This is a genomic window from Aureibacillus halotolerans (assembly GCF_004363045.1).
GTDB lineage: Bacteria > Bacillota > Bacilli > Bacillales > DSM-28697 > Aureibacillus > Aureibacillus halotolerans.
On record NZ_SNYJ01000013.1, the window covers coordinates 1 to 17374 of the forward strand.

General features: G+C 41.5%; 18 protein-coding genes and 2 pseudogenes. 4 read left to right on the forward strand and 16 right to left on the reverse strand.

The window, feature by feature from the left end:
* Positions 1-680, reverse strand: a 680-nt coding sequence (locus tag EV213_RS14210) for an IS4 family transposase (protein WP_166639324.1), incomplete at its 3' end; no start/stop codon positions are given.
* A gap of 389 nt (positions 681-1069) precedes the next feature.
* Here EV213_RS14210 and EV213_RS20805 point away from each other — a divergent pair.
* Complete coding sequence (locus tag EV213_RS20805) at positions 1070-1210, forward strand: hypothetical protein (RefSeq protein WP_166639325.1); 141 nt, start codon at positions 1070-1072, stop codon at positions 1208-1210.
* Between the two features lie 233 nt (positions 1211-1443).
* Here the strand turns inward: EV213_RS20805 and EV213_RS14215 are convergent, their stop codons facing one another.
* The 8 genes from EV213_RS14215 to EV213_RS14250 form a co-directional block, all read right to left on the reverse strand.
* Positions 1444-1773, reverse strand: a complete 330-nt coding sequence (locus EV213_RS14215; protein WP_133581222.1) for a YxeA family protein — start codon at positions 1771-1773, stop codon at positions 1444-1446.
* A gap of 20 nt (positions 1774-1793) precedes the next feature.
* Entirely contained in the window at positions 1794-3707 is a 1914-nt protein-coding gene (locus EV213_RS14220) for an FtsX-like permease family protein (RefSeq protein WP_133581223.1), read from the reverse strand.
* Positions 3704-4483, reverse strand: coding sequence for an ABC transporter ATP-binding protein (locus EV213_RS14225; protein ID WP_133581224.1), 780 nt, complete (start codon positions 4481-4483; stop codon positions 3704-3706). Before EV213_RS14225 ends, EV213_RS14220 begins: the two co-directional genes overlap by 4 nt.
* Positions 4484-4637: 154 nt before the next feature.
* The gene (locus EV213_RS14230; protein WP_133581225.1) at positions 4638-5675 is read right to left on the reverse strand and encodes a sensor histidine kinase; all 1038 of its coding nucleotides are present in this window, start codon (positions 5673-5675) and stop codon (positions 4638-4640) included.
* Positions 5676-5685: 10 nt separating this feature from the next.
* Positions 5686-6369: a response regulator transcription factor gene (locus EV213_RS14235; RefSeq protein ID WP_279512765.1), complete on the reverse strand. Its 684-nt coding sequence runs from the start codon at positions 6367-6369 to the stop codon at positions 5686-5688.
* Between the two features lie 354 nt (positions 6370-6723).
* Positions 6724-7278, reverse strand: coding sequence for a low temperature-induced protein (locus EV213_RS14240; RefSeq protein WP_133581226.1), 555 nt, complete (start codon positions 7276-7278; stop codon positions 6724-6726).
* Between the two features lie 302 nt (positions 7279-7580).
* On the reverse strand, positions 7581-8642 hold the full coding sequence (locus tag EV213_RS14245) for a Gfo/Idh/MocA family protein (protein ID WP_133581227.1): 1062 nt from the start codon (positions 8640-8642) through the stop codon (positions 7581-7583).
* 280 nt (positions 8643-8922) lie between these two features.
* Positions 8923-9321, reverse strand: a complete 399-nt coding sequence (locus tag EV213_RS14250) for a universal stress protein (protein ID WP_133581228.1) — start codon at positions 9319-9321, stop codon at positions 8923-8925.
* Positions 9322-9557: 236 nt separating this feature from the next.
* Here EV213_RS14250 and EV213_RS14255 point away from each other — a divergent pair, with 236 nt between their 5' ends.
* Complete coding sequence (locus EV213_RS14255; protein ID WP_133581229.1) at positions 9558-10688, forward strand: HAD family hydrolase; 1131 nt, start codon at positions 9558-9560, stop codon at positions 10686-10688.
* 251 nt (positions 10689-10939) lie between these two features.
* Here EV213_RS14255 and EV213_RS14260 read toward each other — a convergent pair whose 3' ends face one another.
* Positions 10940-12334 carry an NAD-dependent malic enzyme gene (locus tag EV213_RS14260; RefSeq protein ID WP_133581230.1) on the reverse strand — a complete coding sequence of 465 codons (1395 nt, stop codon included), beginning with the start codon at positions 12332-12334 and terminating at the stop codon, positions 10940-10942.
* Positions 12335-12503: 169 nt separating this feature from the next.
* On the opposite strand from EV213_RS14260, the gene EV213_RS14265 reads away from it, so the two are divergent.
* Positions 12504-13223 (forward strand): queuosine precursor transporter, encoded by a 720-nt coding sequence (locus EV213_RS14265; RefSeq protein WP_133581231.1) that lies wholly within the window; start codon positions 12504-12506, stop codon positions 13221-13223.
* A 51-nt stretch (positions 13224-13274) separates the two neighbouring features.
* Positions 13275-13670 carry a preQ(1) synthase gene (gene queF / locus EV213_RS14270; protein ID WP_133581232.1) on the forward strand — a complete coding sequence of 132 codons (396 nt, stop codon included), beginning with the start codon at positions 13275-13277 and terminating at the stop codon, positions 13668-13670.
* 43 nt (positions 13671-13713) lie between these two features.
* Here the strand turns inward: queF and EV213_RS14275 are convergent, their stop codons facing one another.
* The 6 genes and pseudogenes from EV213_RS14275 to EV213_RS21095 form a co-directional block, all read right to left on the reverse strand.
* Positions 13714-14148, reverse strand: a complete 435-nt coding sequence (locus tag EV213_RS14275; protein ID WP_133581233.1) for a hypothetical protein — start codon at positions 14146-14148, stop codon at positions 13714-13716.
* A 278-nt stretch (positions 14149-14426) separates the two neighbouring features.
* A pseudogene (locus tag EV213_RS21355) lies at positions 14427-14617 on the reverse strand (IS30 family transposase); the annotation flags it as partial.
* A gap of 149 nt (positions 14618-14766) precedes the next feature.
* Positions 14767-15585, reverse strand: a complete 819-nt coding sequence (locus EV213_RS14285; RefSeq protein WP_133581234.1) for a hypothetical protein — start codon at positions 15583-15585, stop codon at positions 14767-14769.
* A gap of 19 nt (positions 15586-15604) precedes the next feature.
* Positions 15605-16177, reverse strand: coding sequence for a YrvL family regulatory protein (locus tag EV213_RS14290; protein WP_133581235.1), 573 nt, complete (start codon positions 16175-16177; stop codon positions 15605-15607).
* Between the two features lie 420 nt (positions 16178-16597).
* Complete coding sequence (locus tag EV213_RS21090; RefSeq protein ID WP_243740184.1) at positions 16598-16933, reverse strand: winged helix-turn-helix transcriptional regulator; 336 nt, start codon at positions 16931-16933, stop codon at positions 16598-16600.
* An 18-nt stretch (positions 16934-16951) separates the two neighbouring features.
* A pseudogene (locus tag EV213_RS21095) lies at positions 16952-17260 on the reverse strand (winged helix-turn-helix transcriptional regulator); the annotation flags it as partial.
* Between the last annotated feature and the right edge of the window lie 114 nt (positions 17261-17374).

Sequence of the window (17374 nt, forward strand, 5' to 3'; positions counted from 1 at the left end):
GTTTCAATGTCCTGGCTCACGGCATTCTTTTTCAATCGCGAAACGAAGAAGTACCCATCATCGGTCATTCGGTCAAAGCGTTCATAATCAACGTATCCCCGGTCAAATACATACATGGCGTTTGGATCATCAACGAGGACTTCCAGTTGACCGCGGTCATGTTGTTTCGCTGGCGTCATGGTCAGTTGATCTGGATACGATGTCTGTTGGTCCATCAAGACCAATCGGAGATGAATTTTCAGCCCTGCCTTTGTTTTTCGAAATTCCGCCCACCGGTACTTCCTGAGATTCAGCGGAATGGTGGTCGAATCGATAATATGTAGCGGCATGGCAGGCTTGGATGAGCGATGGAAGGTGTGTATTTTCTGGACGAGATCGAAAAACAGGCCAGCCAAAACGTCAGGTGGCATTTCATTATTCCGTCGCGAAAGCTGCGAAACGCTAATGGCGTCAAATCCAACGGTTCTTTGCAGGTCTTCATCAGCCAGTGCATCGCTCATTTCATGCAGGCTGTCCCATTCGTTGAGATGCGCCAGAAGCATTATTTTCAGAAAGGCGGTCGTCGTCAATTTCTTAGTGTAATAATCAAGCTTGAGCTTGGAAACCTGCTCGTCTAACCAATGAAAGTTAATCGGGATTAGCCATTTACCAAAAGAAGAAAGTCGTGTATGCTTGTCCATGAGTGATCCTTTGCTTTGGATTTGGACAGGTGACCACCTCTCCATCCATTGTAAAGGGTTTTTTCATTGTATAACGACTTGTTTATTGAACATTCTTTGTATTTTTAATGATCAGTACCTTTTAATGCAACGCTAGTGGGATTGTAATTAAATCATAAATGCTGATCAAAAGCAGCACCTAGCGAGACTCCAGTGGCAAAGAACACACGATGAGGCTTTTCGAATCGATGTTGCACTTGTGCCCTTTAGGGTGAAAGCGAGCGTATGGCAGCTTGCATAGAAAGCAACTCCAAAATTGAATTGCAGGTTTACCCCCAGCTATTATCTATGGTGTCTGCAAAATGTAGGGTGCGAAAATTGGGTTACTAAAAAAACGGAGGTGTCGTTTAGTGAGTAGTTTTCTTAACGCTCAAGAAGACCATGAAGTTTGGCTAATCGTCGTCACAATTGCAAACTGGCTAACGCTTAAGAAAAACAAAAAGCTTGTACGCTACCAAAAAAAGCTACAAGGGCAATACAAGCCGTACTAATTATACAAGAGCAAGGGCTGTCCCAATCGTGAACTGCACCTTTTCAAGTTGACAGTACAAAAAACAATAATCAGTTAGACGGCCTTAGTTCTGAATTCCATTGGACTGAGGCCCTTTTCTTTTCATTTGCCTTGCAACCGTTCGTAATTGTAAAAGCGGATGTATGCGTCAAAATCTAAAGTTAAAGAACAAGAAATCGACCGAAGTTTGATGCTTCTATCGATTACTGACAATTAATTCGCAGGAACATCATCTTCTTCAACCATCTCGTAACTCTCTGCATACAGTCCTTTTGCTAACACCTTTACATAGGTTGAAGAGTCTAATACGATGCTGGTCGTGAATACCACTGTTTTACTTTCGCCACTTCCAGTAAATCCCGTTAATGTATATTTATATCTCCCATTTGCCTCTTCTGGTGCTTCAGTAATTTGTGCATAGACATACTCTTGTTCAATCAATGGATTAAACCGATCAAGGTCTTCTCGATTGAATAAATAAACTAAATAAAAGCTAGCAACGACAACCACAATGATGATAATTGCTATTAATAGTTTTTTCACTGTTTGGTCTCCTTTTCTCGTTATAGCGAACTTTTTACAATCTTGCTGTAATAGTTGATGGTTAACACAGCAAACAGTAAGTAAATGAAAACGTAGGCTGCCATACCAATGATTGTAGGCATGACAATATTAGAGACGACGAGAACAGAACCTACGTTAACCGCAAAGGCGGCATGGAATAGACCAATAAATAGAGGAATAAGGAAAACAATAGCTTGTTTGCGTATAATTCCTTTCATAATGTCGTGCACCTGAAACCCAAGCTGTCGCAATGTTTTGTAGTGGTTTTTTTCTTGTTCTGCTTCCGTCATTTGTTTAAAATAAAGAATACTACCTGTTGATAGCAGGAAGACAAATCCTAAAAAGCCTGTTACAAAAATCAACAAACCGAATTGTTGAAGGGCCTCCTGGTAGATTGAATAATAATCAATGATAAATTGATCACCATCAAAGCTGGACATAAACAATGGCGAGGCTTTTTCTCGCTCGTCTGTTTGATTTAGCATAAATGTATCCAGTGTTACGTATTCAACCTCATTATCTTCTTTCATCATCTGGACTGCGCGGTCAAACGTTCGTTCTGAGACAACCAATTGTTGACCATAAAGGGTGAAGTTCATCGCATTTTCAGGAATCAACTCTGAAATCTTCCAGGAAACAGAATCCTCGCTTGACTCATACAACACATCTTTAGGAAACGACCCATCCACGCCTTCAATTAAAGCACTAGAATGATAATAGACAGCTTCTCCATCCTCGGGAATCGTTATATCAAGGCTTGCTTGCAGAAGCTGTTCGGCAGGCAGGAGCATGGCCGTTTGCGTAAAAGGGTTCTGATTAGAATCAACAAAGTCAGCAGGGAACCTTAGCATCTTCACTTTATGATGTGTAACGTCTATCTCATCATCGTTCAATTCCTCTATTAGCGCCTCAGCCTCGCTTTCCATATCCTCTAAAACGAAGTCAAATGGCATCTTCATTTTGACATCTGTTTCAGATGAATAATAGAGCGAGTAAGATAGGGAAATCATCGTAATGGTCATCGCCGATAATACGGTGATTAGTGTTAATGAATTTGCATTGCCCTTCATCCTGTGCATGAGTGGGGCAATGGATAAGCTGTGATATAGGCCGAGATGTCCATTTTTATTCTTACGAAACAGATGAAATAGCCAGCTAATGCTTGTTTGAAAGATAAGATAAGTGCCAGTGATGGTTAAAGCTAAAACCGCTAACATGATGAACAACAGAGAATCCACATTATCCAGAATGATAGTAGACAAGTAATATCCATACCCTACTAGAACAAATCCAACGACAGCTAAAAAGCCAGAAGTCAAGCCAGGTCGTGTTTTTATATCATCATGCTGTTTCTCCGCCTGAAATAGTTCAAGCAGTGTACTTCTGTATATCTTGATAAATATTTGCAGAGATGAGACGACAATTAAGACAGCAAATATAAGTAGCGTTTGAATTGTGGCTTGCCAAGACAAAGATAAGCCTACAATGTCCTCAACCCCAATGAGGTTCAGAAGGATGATAAGAAAAAAGCGTGATAGTAATACCCCAACAACCATACCTGTAAAAAGTGCACCAATTCCAAGGATGACGTTCTCCAGAAGTAAGACGCGGACAACCCATCGCTTTGATAATCCAATCAGCTGATAGATACCGAGTTCCTGACTACGTCTGCTTAAAAAGATGGTCGTTGCATAGAGTGAAAATACAATTGTTATGGAAATCAGCAACAATCTTGCGACTTGAAAGGCGGTTGAGAAATACGTACTCTCCATGAGCTCATCAAGGGAAGAATCATACTGTAAGGTAGAGAAGATAAAAAAAAGTCCCACACTAACGATTAGGGCGAAGAAATAGAGATAGTACATTTTTATATTCTTTCGCATACTCCGCAGAACCAGGCTAATCGTAGTCATCTCTGAACGCCTCCTCCAAGAACAGCTTGCATATCAAGAATCTCCTTGAAGAAGGATTCTCTCGTTTTTTCTCCTCGATATAATTCTGCGAATATGCGTCCGTCCTTGAGAAACACTACACGACTACAATAGCTAGATGCGACAGGGTCATGGGTTACCATAACGATAGTGACGTTGCGTTTAAGATTAATCTCATGTAAGTTTTCTAATAAGTTGGAAGCTGCTTTAGAGTCTAGAGCACCTGTTGGCTCGTCAGCAAAAACAATAGACGGTGAATGGATGAGTGCACGTGCAGCTGAGGTACGCTGCTTTTGTCCACCTGAGATTTCAGAAGGATACTTGTCAGCTAGTTCTCGAATATCTAAAACATCTGCAATTTCGTTGAACTCTTTCTCGGCTTGGGTTTTATTTATCTTTACTAAGGAGATTGGTAAGAGAATATTTTCTTTAACTGTTAGCGTGTCGAGTAAATTATACTCCTGAAAAATAAAGCCCAAATGGCTTTGACGTACTTTTGAGAGCTTGGTATCCTTCATTTTAGAAATCTCGTGGTCGTTAATAAAGATTTTTCCATCTGTTGCACGGTCAATTGTGGCTAACGTATTAAGCAGAGTGGTTTTCCCTGATCCTGAGGGGCCCATAATCCCGACAAATTCTCCCTCCATCACTCTGAGGTCAATGCCTTTTAATACTTGTTGAGCATTTCCTTTAGATCCAAATGACTTGCACACTCGCTCAGCTTTTAATACAGTTTTGGATCCAGTTGAACCATTCATCTGTAGTCCTCCAATCAATCAGCTTCTATACATAGCTTACTTCTTATAGGTGCTCATGTCGTAGTCTTAAGATGATAAAGCGATCTATAACGTGATATTTTTGTCACATTGATAAAAAATCAGCCAGGAATGATGATGTCCTGACTGATGCTTGTTAGATGGATAAGACTCTTATGTTTTCAAACGGATGATTTTTAGAGAAAGCCATGTACATCGTCGTCCCACAACCAACTGCTGAAGTAACATCAAGGCGGATATTCAAGTTCTTTGTTATTTCTTTTGCAAGATAGAGACCTAATCCAGTTGCAGCTTGTTGGACTCTTCCGTTCTCTCCAGTGAAGCCTTTGTCAAATATTCGTGGAAGATCATGTGGCTGAATGCCTGGTCCTTGATCCGTGATACCTAATGTAACCTCGCCTTGTTCAATGTGATTCATCTTAATGGTAATGCTCTCTCCATCAGGACTATACTTGATGGCATTCGCTAACAGCTGTCTGAAGACAAATTGGCACCACTTTTTATCTGTTAATACAGAGGTCCTTTTGGCTACATCAATGTCTACAGAAATGTTTTTTTCCATACACCACGAAGATAATTCTCGAATTTCTTCTTTTATCATATCTTCTACGACCACTTCACTCACTGAGAAATCCGATTCTAAGCTAGGCAAACGCGCAATATACAATTGCCTATCTACCATCAAGTGCAGTCTTAGCCACTGTGCATCTAGCTTCTGTGCTAGTGTTTGGTGCCGATGTGCATCAATAGTAAGCTTCATGGCAGTGAGAGGAGCTTTCATTTCGTGAACCCATGAGGCTAAATAGTGATGTTCCATGACTTGTGCAGATGTATGATCGTGCAGATTCTTTTTATGTAGCTGATCTACTGAGATCAAAAAGGAATACATAATGTGATCCGGAAAGCGATTTTGAGGTTTAGGCAAGTCTTCCACCCAATGATCATCCATCTGCTCAATGAGTGTACGAAGGGCTTTTAAATAAGCCGTTTCTTTTTTATATCGCCATATAAAAAAGCATAAGAAAATAATGAGATACAATACATTAAGATAAAGTAGTGAGTAGGAATTAACGCTTATCCCCCCATCAAACTGGATTAATGTATTCATTACGATCAGCAATAGAATGATTAAACTAATCCAGCTCTTTTTGTACAAGATGTAGTGTAAGAACATTGCCATCCTCCTAAAGCGTAATGGCCATATAGCCTAGTCCTTTTTTTGTAATGATGGCATCTGAAAGCCCAATAGTGGAAAGCTTCTGACGCAATCGGGTTATATTCGCTGTTAATGTATTATCATTGATAAATTGATCATCATCCCATAGCATTTTCATTAGCTCATGCCTTGAGATAATGTTATTACTCGCTTTCACAAGAACCTTTAAGATAAAGAACTCGTTCTTCGTCAGGCCAACCTCTATTCCATCCTTATGTATGCCGCCTTTTTTCAAATCAATGATGGCCTTGTTCCATTCCATCACATCAGAAAGTGCATCTTCATACGCATAGGTCCTTCGTAAAATGGCTTGTATTTTTGCGACTAGCACATCCATATTGAACGGTTTCTGGGTGTAATCATCCGCCCCCATGTTCATCGCCATAACCATATCCATTGGATGATCTCTTGAAGAAAGAAAGAGAATAGGTACTTTTGAAACAGCTCTAATTTCCCTACACCAGTGAAATCCATCAAATTTAGGAAGTTGAATATCTAAAATAACGAGGTGGGGTCGGCTCTGTGCAAAAGAGCCCATCACATCGGAAAAATCTGTCGGATGACTGACTTGAAAAGACCAACGACTTAGGCCATCTTTTAAAGCGTCTAAGAGGGCAGAATCATCCTCTACGATAAAAATGTTCATCTCCATTACAATCCACCTCTATTTCCTATGCACCCTATTTTACTACGTCCTTTTCTGTTATACAAAATCTTCAGAGTCTGAGAGATTGAATTATTCATATAAAGGAGTGGCACTTTAAATGGGAGAACGACATCTATACCAAACCACAGTGCCAAAACAAGACTGACTAGTGAGAAGTCAGCGAAAGCCGTAGTAAAGACACAAGGAATGGGCCGATACGAACTGCCTACGCATGACAACGAGCACGAATAAAAGAGCTGTCCCAAGTATCGTTAATGACACTTGAAACAGCCCCTCTTTGTGCTTTATGATGATGCTTGCAAGTTAGTAGGAGAGCAAGCATTTGTGAGCAGCCTTACGTTAACGTTTTTCTTCTTTAACGTAGATATGCGCGTCCTTTGCATCATGTTGCGCAAACCACTCTAGCAAATTGTTGCTTTCCTCCTCCGTTGTCGCCTCAATCACAACAAGCACATCACCTTCCTTGACCTGGTGCTTGTAGTGGTTTGCCCGTTCTTTCGGCACTCCATAAGCAATCAGCCCACCGATTAGACCACCTGCCCCAGCTCCTACAATCGCTCCAGTTAGCGTTGAAATGAGTGGACCTGCTGCAATTAAGGGACCAACGCCAGGAAGTGTAAATGCCGCAAGCTCAGCAACGAGCGCTGCCAAACCACCTGTTACCATTCCACTGGACACGCCAACACCGAGACCTTTTGAGGCATTTTTTTCGTATGGCTCTAAGGCATCCTCTGCCTCCGTTTTTTCTTCTATCGCCTCTGCGTCTTCCTCTTTGCCAGCCACAACCGAAATATGGTCCTCACTGTACGAATGAGCCTTTAAATATTCAATTATGTCTATCGCAGCAGCGCGAGTATTGAACAAACCTGCTACAGCATATGGATATGAAGCCAAGACGAACGCCTCCATCATTAGTAGAATTTTTATTACTATACCCTTATTTGAGCTAGGCTAAAACGAGGGGTGTCACTACAGTGGTCTTTGTTTCGGGCACCAGCACCGTTCTTTCGGGCACTTTGATCGCTTTTTCGGTCACTTCGACACAATTTCCGGGCACTTTTTAAAATATTTCGGGCACTCTACTTCGTTCGGGCACATGAGCCACATCATTCGATCAAGCGCCATCCACATTGCGAACATTTCCATGTTCAAACGAAAAACTGCCCCACAATTGTGGAGCAGCGGATAACAAGATATTAATCAAAATGGATTTCTTTTTGCTGTTTGGCCGATTCATAAATGCCTGTCAGCATTTTCATCATTTCTACGCCATCTTCAACTGGGCTGCGATTTTCACCGTCGTCTAAACAGTGGGTGATAAAGCTGTCCACTTGCGCTTGGAATCCAGTTTCAAAGTTGAACGTTTTTTCATTGACTTGTGGGTTCATATTTAGAATTGTATTGTGTCTTTCTCCGACGATATGGAGCTCTGGTTCAACCTCCGCGCCACCTTTATCACCGAACAAAGTAACACTAAGCTCATCCTCTTTTTTATGGAGGGTGAAGCTACAATCCACGGCAAGCGATGCACCGTTTTCAAAACGAATGAGCGCATTAGCCATATCCTCCACATCATTCTTGGAAGCATCATAGTCTGCGGCCTTATAAAAATCAAGTGTCGTAATGTTTGGTCGGTTGCCAAGTTTTTTGTATGTATTTCCTGAAATAGAAGTCACCTTTGGACGGCCCATCAGGTACCAGCAAAGGTCGATGACATGAACGCCAACATCAATGACTGGACCCCCACCAGAACGCTCACTGTCCGCAAACCAGCCGCCAGGATTTCCGAGTCTGCGCAAGCATGACGCCTTTGCATAATAGATATCCCCTAAATCGCCTGCATCAATAAATGATTTTAAAATCGCGGTATTGCCGCCAAATCGTCTCACAAACCCGACCTGAAGCTTTTTCCCCGTCCTTTGAACCGCATCCTGAACAGCGTATGCCTCTTCCATTGTTTTGCATAATGGCTTTTCGACGAGCACATCCTTGCCTGCCTCCAATGCGGCAATCGCAATTTTGGCATGACTGTTGTTCCACGTGCAGATTGAAACCGCTTCAATTTCCTTGTTTGCTAAGAGCTCTTCATAAGACGTGTACACATTCGGAATGTCGTATTCTTTGGCTTTATTGTTTACGCGTTCTTCATTTTTATCACAAATGGCATGCAATTCAGCCTGTTCACTCGCCTTGTAAGCACTTAAGTGCGCAAAGCTAATACTTCCAGCCCCTATGACACCTACACGTAGCTTTTTCATTGTTGTTCTTCTGATACTCCTGTTACGAGCAACAGAAGTTCACCTCTCTCCCGTATTGGATGTGCAGCAGACGCGTCTGCCAAGTATGTTGATTATAACGAAAATTAGTGAAGCATGGAATGTTTATTCACATTTTTCTTTAGAAAAAGAAGAATTTATTCAGTTATGTGCTGCGTATTTATTGTACACTTCTTCAATATAGCTCCAAGCACAATGAGCGGTAAAGTTGAACAACCATCAAAAAACGTTCAAAAAAGGCTCCCCTTTCTTGAACGCTAGGTTATTTGACAATCAAAACAGGCCATTTTACTCTGGATGCTACTTTATGACTGACACTACCAAGCACCATACTTTTCAACGTATTTAACCCACGACTTCCAAGGACGACACAATCGTAGGGGCGGCGGTTTGCATAATCAACTAAGGTAGGACCAGGGTCTCCCTGTAAAAGGACAAGCTCATAGGACAGCGCTGTTTGGCTAATGACATCCTCTACTCGCTGAATTTTCTTTCGCTCACCGGCTTTTAATTCATTAACGTCATCATCAACTGGTGCAGACCCGTCCACTACGAAAACGACCTCAATCAATCCATTTCCCCCTGTAAGCTCAACCGCTTTTTCAGCGGCCTTTACAGAATGATCGGACCCGTCTACAGCTAGCAAAATATCTTGGAACATAGACGTACCTCCTTTGCCAGATGTCTTGTGTATATCTTACTTCTTCTCTACATCAAGGGAGAAACCCTTTTCTTACTATTCTTTGATGAGCTACGTGACAATTTTGCTTTCTCTCACCTGATCGACATTAATCAACGTACGAGAACCTTTCGAATTGAAGAAACGTTGTCGAATTTTCTTGCTAAATACGCTATAGTTAAGGCATTGACCTGTAACTGATGAGAGGAGCTATTTAAATGTCGAAGCTGATTTTATTTGATGTGGACGGCGTGCTACTAAGTGAGGAACGCTATTTTGACGCCTCTGCTTTAACTGTATGGGAGCTTTTGTATAGCAAAAATTACCTTGGGCTGGACGCAGAAAAATTTAGCCCTGCACCAACCGAGGAAGACATACGCTCGATCCGAAAAACAGTTTTTCATGACGATGACGTTTTGAATTTCATCAAAGGCCGCGGCATTAATGCGAACTGGGACATGGTATACCTCACCTTTTCCTTCCAGCTTGTCCAGCTTCTCGATGTCATCGAAAAAGAAGATCGTGCGTTTGTAGAAACGATTCTTTCCAAAGACCTTACCTTTGACAGCCTTGCACAAATTCGTGAAAAAGCTGCTGGTGTTGATTTCGAGCCTGATTTTTCATCATTTCTACCAGCCTTCTCACCAAGCACCGCTGAGAAACAGGCGATTTTAAAGTACGTAAATGATATTGTCGAAAATCAGCTAGGTCTGTCTGTCCAATTGTTCTCTCGTTCGAGTGCGCTTTGGGATGTTTGTCAGGAAGCGTTTCAGGAGTGGTATCTTGGCGATGAGCGTGTCGAGGCGTCTATCGGTAAAGCGCCACTACAAACAGGGAAAAAAGGGTTTCTAGAGGATGAAATCGCCATTGTTCAACCAGAGGTGATGGCATCCATTTTAAAATCCCTCCAAGACCAAGGGTTTATTCTCGGCATTGGAACTGGTCGCCCAACGATTGAGACCCTCGTTCCATTAGAAGCGTTAGGTTTGCTTCAATATTTTGAGCAAAATCGCATTGTCTCTGCAAGCGATGTGCTAGACGCTGAGCGTGCACACCCTGCTCATTCGCCTCTAGCCAAACCACAACCTTATTGCTATGTTCAGGGGTGGTTAACGAAGGAGGTTGCTGTTGAAGAAGCGATTCAACAGCCATTGCCGCTCGATAAAAAGGGCGAAGTGTTTATCGTCGGCGACTCTCTTGCCGATTATATGGCCGCCAAAACGATGGGGGCAACATTTGTCGCGACACTCACTGGTCTGTCGGGCCAAGAAGCACGTGCCAAATTTGAAGAGCTCGACGCTGATTATATTCTTAACGATGCTAGCGAGATTTTAAGCGTATTTGAATAAGAGATAAAAAGAGCTGTGCCCATTAAGTCAGTGGATGACCTTTTGGGTACAGCTTTTTTATTGGTTGGCTCTCTATTATGTAAAACAAGCGATTTAGGAGGTACATGATGATCGAATTCCGGACAATTACTGAAGATAAAGATCGCCATTTAAAAACCTCCGTGATCTCTTTTTGAATCCATAATCAGCTTAATTTGCGGAAAGAAACAAGGACCACTCACGATGCCGTGGGTGGTCCTTCAATTTCTCTTTTAAAGTTTTCGTGCCACGCCATCCTTGTTTGCTGCTTCGGCGACTGCGGCGCTTACGTTTTTGACAACTTCTTTATTAAACACACTTGGAATGATGTAATCTTCATTGAGCTCGTCTTCGCCAATCGAATCCGCAATCGCTTTTGCGGCGGCAAGTTTCATGTTTTCTGTGATTGTCGTTGCCCGGCAGTCGAGTGCCCCTCGGAAGATGCCAGGAAAGCATAACACGTTGTTAATTTGGTTAGGATAATCCGAACGCCCTGTCGCAAGAACGCGTACATGCGGCTCTGCTAACTCTGGAGAGATTTCCGGATTCGGGTTCGCCATCGCAAAAACAATTGGGTCTTTGTTCATTTTTTTCAGATCGTCAACAGTGAGAATATTGGGGGCAGAAACGCCAATAAAGACATCTGCACCTTCTAATACATCTGATAACGCACCTTTTTCCTGATGAGGATTCGTATGTTCCGCATACCAATCCCACATGCTATGGGCATAGCTTTTTCCTTTTGTGATGGCGCCTTCTTTATCGACACCAATGACGTTCGTAATGCCTGCATTGAGCAGCATTTTCGTGCTTGCTATGCCAGCGGCGCCAATGCCGCACACGACAACTTTAATGTCTTTGATGTCTTTTTTTACAAGCTTCAATGCATTCAATAAACCTGCCATAATAACCACTGCGGTCCCATGCTGATCGTCGTGGAACACGGGAATATCCAGCTCTTCTGTCAGGCGGTTTTCGATTTCAAAACATCGTGGTGAAGCAATGTCCTCAAGATTAATGCCACCATAGGTTGGTGCCATTGCTTTAATTATTAGAATAAGTTCTTCTGTATCCTGCGTGTCAAGACAGACAGGCATCGCGTCAATTTGACCAAGCTGCTTAAAAAGCATAGCCTTCCCTTCCATGACCGGCATTGCTGCCGCTGCCCCGATGTTGCCTAGCCCTAAAACCGCCGACCCATCAGAAACAACTGCCACCGTATTGCGTTTAATCGTTAGCGTATGCGCAAGGTCAGGGTTTTCATAGATGGCTTGCGATATTCTAGCCACCTCAGGCGTGTACACCCTGGACAAATCTTCACGGTTATTGATTGGCACTTTCGGCCTCATTTCAATTTTCCCACCGAGATGAACAAGAAAGGTCCGATCAGATACATGGACCACGGAGACATACTGAATGTCACGAACCGTCTGAACAACCTCATCTGCATGAGCTTGACCATTGACCCTCACCGTAACGTCTCTCGTTGTTTTCTGCTTCGCTTCTTTGATTACATCAATCGCAACAATATCGCCACCTGCGCGTGTTACGGCAGTTGCTACTTCACCAAAGCTCCCTTTTTCGCGGTCAAGCTCTAGTCGTAAAATAATGCTCATCGTTGCTGCCATAGGTATCGTCCCTTTCTTTTCAAATCTAAATGCTCATTCTATTCAAAGGCATAGTTGGATCATACTATGTTTTTACTTTTTTTGAAAGGGAGCGCTTACAAGCATTGATGAGTTGACAATGCTGTTATAATACTTTTTGGTAATAAGACTTTTGATAGGAGGCGTTTGGATGTCACTCTTGAGTATCGCCTTCCCACTCTCTTCAGAAATGCTCTGGATTGTTTTTGCACTCATTCAGTTCTGCATGTTTATCATCACGTATCGTTTTTTCGGCAAAACAGGCTTGTTTGTGTGGATTGCCTTTTCAACGATTGTCGCCAATATACAAGTAGTTAAAACGGTCGAGTTGTTTGGGGTTGCGGCCACACTCGGCAATATTACGTACGGGACGATTTTTTTGGCAAGTGATGTGTTAAACGAGAAGTATGGGAAACAACAGGCCAAACAAGGCGTTGTGGTCGGGTTTTTAGCTTTAATTGTCATGACCTTAATTATGCAGTATGCCCTGCTATTCCCTCCAAATGAGGGCGGCAGCGATATGCAGGAAGCCTTGCAGCTTATTTTTGGGTTGCAGTGGCGCATCGCAGTCGGAAGCTTAGCGGCCTTTTTTATAAGTCAACGCATTGATGTGTGGATGTATCACCTCATGAAGGTAAAAACGAAGGGGCGTTATTTATGGCTCCGGAGCAGCGTCAGCACGATGGTCTGTCAGCTCATTGATACGTTTATTTTTTGCAGCATCGCCTTTTTAGGTGAAATGCCTGCGTCCATCTGGTGGCAAATATTCTGGACCACGTATTTGTTGAAGTTTCTTGTCGCCGCCATGGCAACCCCGTTTATGTATTGGGCGCGAAGCATCAAGCCGCGATCTGTCCCATCTGACAACTAAGCAAATGTTTGTTACGCTAATGCGTAAAGACATCCATTGGAGGAAAAGCAAATGAATGAAGCATCATGGTTACCTACCTCAGGTCCAATGCCACGACCAGACAGTGTCGAGCAAGCAAAGACCATCCTCGCCAACGAGGCGTTTGAAGCGCCAAATGTGCAGACAATTACATTTCGAGCACTTGAGTTCACAGCTGTATGTCCCAGAACTGGACAACCAGATTTTGGCCGCGTGACGATCCAGTACACACCAAACAAGAAGTGCATTGAATCAAAGGCATTGAAATTTTACTTGTGGTCCTTCCGAGACGAAGGTTGCTTCTGTGAATCACTAGCCGCTCGCATTGCGGATGATATTGTCGAGGCCATTACCCCTCAATCAGTTTCAGTCACCGTCCATCAATCGCCACGTGGTGGGATTGAGTTAGAAGCTACGGCTGAACGTTAAAAAAAAGGCTCCCAAAATTGGGAGCCTTTTTTTAACGTTCTGCTTAATCTTTGTCTTCGTAAATTGTAACAATCGGCGCATCATAAGCAGCTACCTCTATATAGTCATCAACTAAATAAATCAAGAAATGCCTAAGGTCTTCTACTCCTTCTCCATTAAAAGTTTGACTATTCAAACCTTTGATGTAAGACGAATTTTTCACCTCGAAAATTTTAGTATCTAGCGTGCCAGTCTGACTTCTAACTTTACCGATTGCCATATTGATATTTTCTGTGAAACTCTCATTTGTTAATTTATACGCCACTGGAAATGTATCAAAAAAAATTTTAACGTTAATAGGCTCGTTTCCGCAGTCGAAACCCTGAATTATGAATTCTATACCTACTTGAGATATTAAGTTTATTGCCTCAATATCATAATCTAGATTCTTAACCCCAGCGGTTAAAGAGAATGGTATTAAATCCCCATAATCACTCACTGTCCCACCTCACAATATTGTTTATTCGAACCTTCTTGCCAATAATCACACGAATGTAATTCAGCACTATCTACCTGATAATCACTCAAGAAGTCCTGCATGGATTCTAATATAGGTTGATCTAAATAATCTGGTTTCAAAGGTTGAAATATGGTTTCAAATCGTTTAAGCACGCTGATGATTTCATCTATTGAGTTAATCTTTTTGTTCTCGCACACACTATTAGGGAGACTTATATCTTCTTTGTTTGAAATGACACGCATTGCTGTAGGCAAAAAGTTCGCTTTATAGCGTTTGTAGTAATCCAATTCGGTGTGGTTATGTCCTTTTTTCAGAAAGGTCACGACGTTGTGTACGGTTTGGCGAGCACGACCGATCACAATATTGATATTTTTGATACAGACGTATTCTGATGAAAATAGGCTTCTATGATTACGAGTTCGTCCGTGCTAAGATGGGTGTGGGTCATTCATAATCACTCCTATGATTTCTTTGGCGGAAATTCATTTTGAGTGTATCACGAATGGCTTTTTTCATGTGTCTAGCTTAAATTTACAATCTGCGAAAAACCTGCAAATATGAGTCATTCTTACTTTGTTCGACTTTTCGAGTATGTGATTAATTGCTCTTTATTTCAATTAGAACATCAAAATTTTTCAGAATTAATTCAATCTCCATTATTTCATGATCTTTTAGTCCATCTATACCTATGGTTTCTTTGTCACCATCAACATTTGCGCGTCTACTCCCAGCTCCGGTAAAGAATCCATGTTTCCCAAGGATATCTAAAATTTTGTTGGTATCATTATTCTTACAGGTTAACCATATCGAGCTAAAATCACTTTTACTTATTATATTATTATTAGATGTTATAGATTTTGAAACTAACTTTTTCAGCATAAGTTCTATATCATCAAGCTTTTTGCTGTTATCGAACTTTTCCGAGTCAGATTCAAGCAGTTTATCTCGGTACATCTTTTCTCCCAATGTTCTAAAGATAGGATTATCAGGATTCTCTTCATTTTCAGCACTTTCAATTACTTCACCTATTTTATCTTTCAATTCCGTTACACCTTGCATATCATTTACAAAAAATAATGTTCTTTCATCAATTATATCAAAGGGAAGCTTTGTGCCTTCCACTGCAACTTGCACAACTGGCTTTCTCGCGCCATGTCTAACAGCAAGCTCGTACATAACATTTGGGTTTAATTCAGTTAAGTTTGCAATTACCATGTCGGAAGATATTATTTTATCTAATATTTGTCTGGTTATTGAACCCGAATCCGTCATCTCATGAGAAACTGATACTTCGTAACCTAATTTCTTCAATTCTGGTTTTAAAACAGATTTGATTACTCCATCTGCACTTCTTCTGGTGGGCGAGCCCGCATTCCCTATTGGCGTTATAATAAAACAACTTTTTATCTTAGTCATAAAATTCTCCCTTTATAGTTCAACGTTGTTCGTGCAAAATCCGACGAACCGTTTTTATAATTTGTGTTTTTGGGATCTCAGGGTATTTCATCTTTATTGTGTTGATGCAATTCACGTAATTCTCTTCTCGCAGGATCAATTCGATCTCATATTCAATATGTGGCGCTAACTTCTCCTCTTCGGAAGCTTCGTCTTGCTGAGATGTCGCATTAGTTTTATTGACTAGGTACAAAGTTAAACTGTGAACCAACATGATTACAGCCTCAGTTGCAAATGATAAATCAACAGTACTAAAGATGGAGTCCAACCAAGTAAGAATCCCCAAACTTAGGAAAAAATCAAAAAACAGAACGACTTCACTTGGAACTTCGAATGATGTGAAATCGCTTATTACTTTGGATAAGCTATCCATTAGCAATCCTAGAACTAACTCAATTATGTAAAGAACCAACAGAAAAACCATTAAATGAAGGAGATTATGATACACTCCACCCATGAGCTCAATAATGATAAAATCAACGAAAAAGAAGGGCAAATAAACAAGCGCCACAATAATCGAGATGAAAAACGGAGCTTCAATTTTTTTAGACATTTTAGTAGGTCACTTATAGCAAAGAACTTTACGATAAGCTAGCCCTTGCTTGATTCCCTTTTTCACACTCCCTAAAATTGGTAACGATTATAGTATATAACGTCGGTCTGCATAAAAACAACAATAATTCTTCGGTCAATAAAGTGGTTTTTATGAAAAAAGATTCACTCCATGTAAAAGCTTTAGGACTCTTTGCGTTACTCATCATTATTTTATATGTCTTGTTTTTATCGAGGTATATTAGTAACCAGACGGCTTTCATCATATTAATGATCTTTCCTATACCGTATTGGCGAGCAGTCAGCCTCATTAGGAAAAGGAAGAAGATGAAACAAAACTATATGCAAAACCCCAATGATGAAGTTGCCATTGGGGTTTTACTCTTACTTTTATATTCTTCCGCGTTAACGACAAAATGATTTACTCAGAGGTGCAATGCGCCTCGATATAATTCTTTCCCCAACTTTCCAATACATCGAGGATCGGAAATAGACTCTTGCCTTTGTCGGTCAGGGAGTATTCCACTTTTGGCGGCACCACTGGATAGACTTCTCGGTGGACGAGGCCATCCTTTTCCATGTCACCAAGTTGGTTTGAAAGCATTTTTTTCGTTACGGTCGGGATCAGTTTTAATAGTTCTCCAAATCGTTTTGTGCCTTTTAACCCAAGATGACATAAGATAATCAGCTTCCACTTTCCTTCAATGACGGACAGTGTCAGCCGTTTTTCTGAATACATACCTTCGAGATTCTCCATCTGTCCAACGGCATTTATTTTTCCCCAATCAAAAAGCATATCAAGGATAGGCAATAAACTCTGACCCTCCTGAGTTAACGAGTATTCCACTCTTGGAGGAATTTCCGGGTACACTTCGCGGTGAACGAGTCCATGTTCTTCTAGTTCCCTCAACTGGTTGATTAATGTTTGTTGTGAAATGCCCGGGGTCAGTTGCATTAGTTCGCCGAATCGCTTTGTCCCCTTAATACCGAGGTGGCATAACAACGTCAGCTTCCATTTGCCCTCCAGGATGGATAACGCCAATTCTTTTTCACGGTAAATGCCATTGACCTTTTTTGTAATCATCGAAGGTACCTCTTTCTTGGGCTAGTCTATTGAAAGTAACTATATCAAAAAAAAGTGCCTACTTACATAAAACGGGCTTGAACTGTACCATAATAGACAGGTAAGTGAGGCAAA